Source organism: Citrobacter sp. wls619 (genome assembly GCF_005281345.1).
Taxonomy (GTDB): Bacteria; Pseudomonadota; Gammaproteobacteria; order Enterobacterales; family Enterobacteriaceae; genus Citrobacter.
Window position 1 is genome coordinate 503 of sequence record NZ_SZXJ01000061.1, and the last position, 2,648, is coordinate 3,150.

Consider the following 2,648-nt stretch of genomic DNA (forward strand, 5'->3'; position numbering starts at 1 on the left):
GTGAAGGGTTCGGTGGGAATAAAGGTCCAGGGTGACATTGTCCTGGAGAGCAGCAGCCAGATAAGTCTGAAGGCGGGCGGCTCGTTCATCGTTATCCATCAGGGCGGTGTGAATGTGGTCGGGCCGAAGATAAATCTGAACGAAGGCGGGAGTCCGGGAACGCCGGTGGGGACGCTGCAACCGGGTGTACTGGAGGCATTGAGGGAAGAAGAAGATGGTGACAGTGATGATGCGGGAGACGGGAAGGGTAACGGAAGTGGCGGAGGTGATGGCGGGGGCGGCGATGACCAGGACGACCCAGAAAAATATTATCTGAGGTTCCATTTCACAGATGATGATGGTGTTCCGTATACGAATACTAGATATGCTGCACATTTTGCAGATGGTACACAGAGAGAAGGTGTGACAGATGATGAGGGATATACAGAGGTATTTATTAAAAATAATGAGGAGGAAATAAGGACTCATTTGTTTTTTTAATATTTTTTTAGGTTGTTGAGGTAATAAGATATCGTTATGTATTTGACTGTTTAGACATAAATCTCATAAAGGAATGTATACCATGAACGATGCTGATCAAATAACGGTAGGTTCCACATCTACAGATAAAAATAATATAAAACAACAACAAATTACAAGAGTAAAGTCTTCTGTTGAATACCATATATATAATGATGGTAAAATAAAATACAAGCTAATTGATGAAACGGGCAATGGAACAACGAAAACTGAGCAGGCATTAAAAAATGCACGAAGCAAAGCGAAGTATATTTATCATGATTCATCAAATAATGAACACGAGATCGGAACATATAATATTGTAGTGACAGAAGATACATATGCTGATAGTAGGTATAAAGATAAACTAGGTGGTAGTATGATTTATCTCATAAATATAAGCGATAATGTAAGTAGCTACTCAAATGGTGATGTTCAGTTTGAATTGGCAATAAATACAGAGCGTCCTTATGCCAATGACGTTACTACAGCTTCTTTATTAGGGGCGATGTTAAATACTGGCTATACTGATTTCAACTATAATGGTGGTAGTAACGAGAAAGGTATATCTCCGGCTCCTAGTTCCAGTCATAAAAATGGAATGAATTTAGATATGCGCTATTTAAGAAAGGATAAATCAGGTGATGGGATTCACCTCGATTTAAACGGCGAAACAGGAAATCCTTGTGGCTGGAAAGGGTTAGATATCGAAAGGCAAAATAAATTTATTGAGGAATTAAACCGATTTGGCTGGGGTACTATTCTGGGGTGGAAGTACTGGGATAGTACTAATAGTCCTAATACTGGTCGTACCTGGGATGAATGGTATGCTGTATGGCAAGGTGAACATCCTGGCGAAACTGAAAAGCCAGTGTTAAAAAATATCACACATGCTATAAATCACAATCATCATACTCATTTTCAAGGATATAATCCGACATTGGAGTTAATGACTGATTAAAGGTGATTAATTATGTGTCAAAAATTAAAGCTATTTCTATTGAGGTTGATTTTACTGTGTGTTGTAATTTTAACAAGTTCTGGATTTGATGGGAAAATAAGTAAGAAATTAATATTGCCTATTGATTCTACTCGGTCTGCGCAGTTGGCCTGTTATTATAAAGACATTAAAATCAATAGTGATGTGACAGAATTGAAACTGCCTGAAAAATATAACAAAGAAACAAATTCGTTTAATCAACAAGAAGTTAAAATTCCTGTAAAGGGTGAGAATTTTCTTTCTCCATATGTGAGCGGGAATGTTCATTATTATGAGCTTGGCTATTTTGCATATGAAAAAAACACCTATAAATTAATTATTTATAATAAAGTGGGTGAAGCAGACACATTATTGCTTAATGTGCAAATAAATAGTTATGATGCAAAAGGTGATTTAGTTGATGCTTTATTGCTTAGTAGCTTTTTTGGTTATGAAGATATAGTTCGTTTCTCTGATTTTGTTATTCAGCCTGATTATACAATAAATATCGACAACTATGTTATATATAGATATGAAGAAAATGAATATGGTATTTCAGATAAGCTAATTAAAAATCCAATTCCTCAGGTTTATTTAAAAGAAAAATATCAAATAGAAAATGGTCGATTTAAGTTGATATTTCGGAGTGAAACATCCCGAGGAGAAATGTCTCAGGGGGGAAATAAAATCAAGAATTAAATATACTCTGTTCGGGGGGGGGGATCTATCAACGGTAAACGCCTGCCGCCAGAACCAGTGAACTATTTATTTGATTTTTTATTTTTGGAGATTCAACATGCCCACAGCCGCCCGACTTAACGATAAAGGCACCCAGCACGACGGTTATTACGAGACCGTGATTATTGCAGGTTCCCCCACGGTATTTATCGACGGATTACCCGCCGCCCGGATGGGCGACCCGCTGACACCGCATTCCAAACCTGAACATCCGCCTCATCCGCGTAAAATCGCGGGCGGTTCTGCCACGGTATTTATTGACGGCCTGCCCGCCGCCAGAACCGGTGATGCGGTGGACTGTGGCGGGGTGGTTATCGGCGGCGGTACGGTGAATATAGGCTGAGCATTCAGGGAGGGCGGATATGTCCTTAAAGGGTTTGCGTTTCACACTGGAGGTTGACGGTCAGGAGCCGGACACCTTTGCGGTGGTGAA

3 protein-coding genes and 1 pseudogene are annotated in these 2,648 nt (G+C 39.6%); all 4 read left to right on the plus strand.

Annotated features, from left to right (window positions below):
* Positions 1-480, plus strand: a pseudogene (locus FDX19_RS13545) (type VI secretion system tip protein VgrG); the annotation flags it as partial.
* Between the two features lie 82 nt (positions 481-562).
* On the plus strand, positions 563-1,459 hold the full coding sequence (locus FDX19_RS13550; protein ID WP_137383119.1) for a hypothetical protein: 897 nt from the start codon (positions 563-565) through the stop codon (positions 1,457-1,459).
* A 12-nt stretch (positions 1,460-1,471) separates the two neighbouring features.
* Positions 1,472-2,176, plus strand: a complete 705-nt coding sequence (locus tag FDX19_RS13555) for a hypothetical protein (RefSeq protein WP_137383120.1) — start codon at positions 1,472-1,474, stop codon at positions 2,174-2,176.
* Positions 2,177-2,273: 97 nt separating this feature from the next.
* Positions 2,274-2,558 carry a type VI secretion system PAAR protein gene (locus FDX19_RS13560; RefSeq protein ID WP_137383121.1) on the plus strand — a complete coding sequence of 95 codons (285 nt, stop codon included), beginning with the start codon at positions 2,274-2,276 and terminating at the stop codon, positions 2,556-2,558.
* The last annotated feature ends 90 nt before the right edge of the window (positions 2,559-2,648 follow it).

What these genes read in the sequence shown, in the direction of transcription:
- FDX19_RS13560 (WP_137383121.1), top strand. Translation starts at nt 2,274, where the DNA reads ATGCCCACAGCCGCCCGACTTAACGATAAAGGCACCCAGCACGACGGT.
- FDX19_RS13550 (WP_137383119.1), top strand. Translation starts at nt 563, where the DNA reads ATGAACGATGCTGATCAAATAACGGTAGGTTCCACATCTACAGATAAA.
- FDX19_RS13555 (WP_137383120.1), top strand. Translation starts at nt 1,472, where the DNA reads ATGTGTCAAAAATTAAAGCTATTTCTATTGAGGTTGATTTTACTGTGT.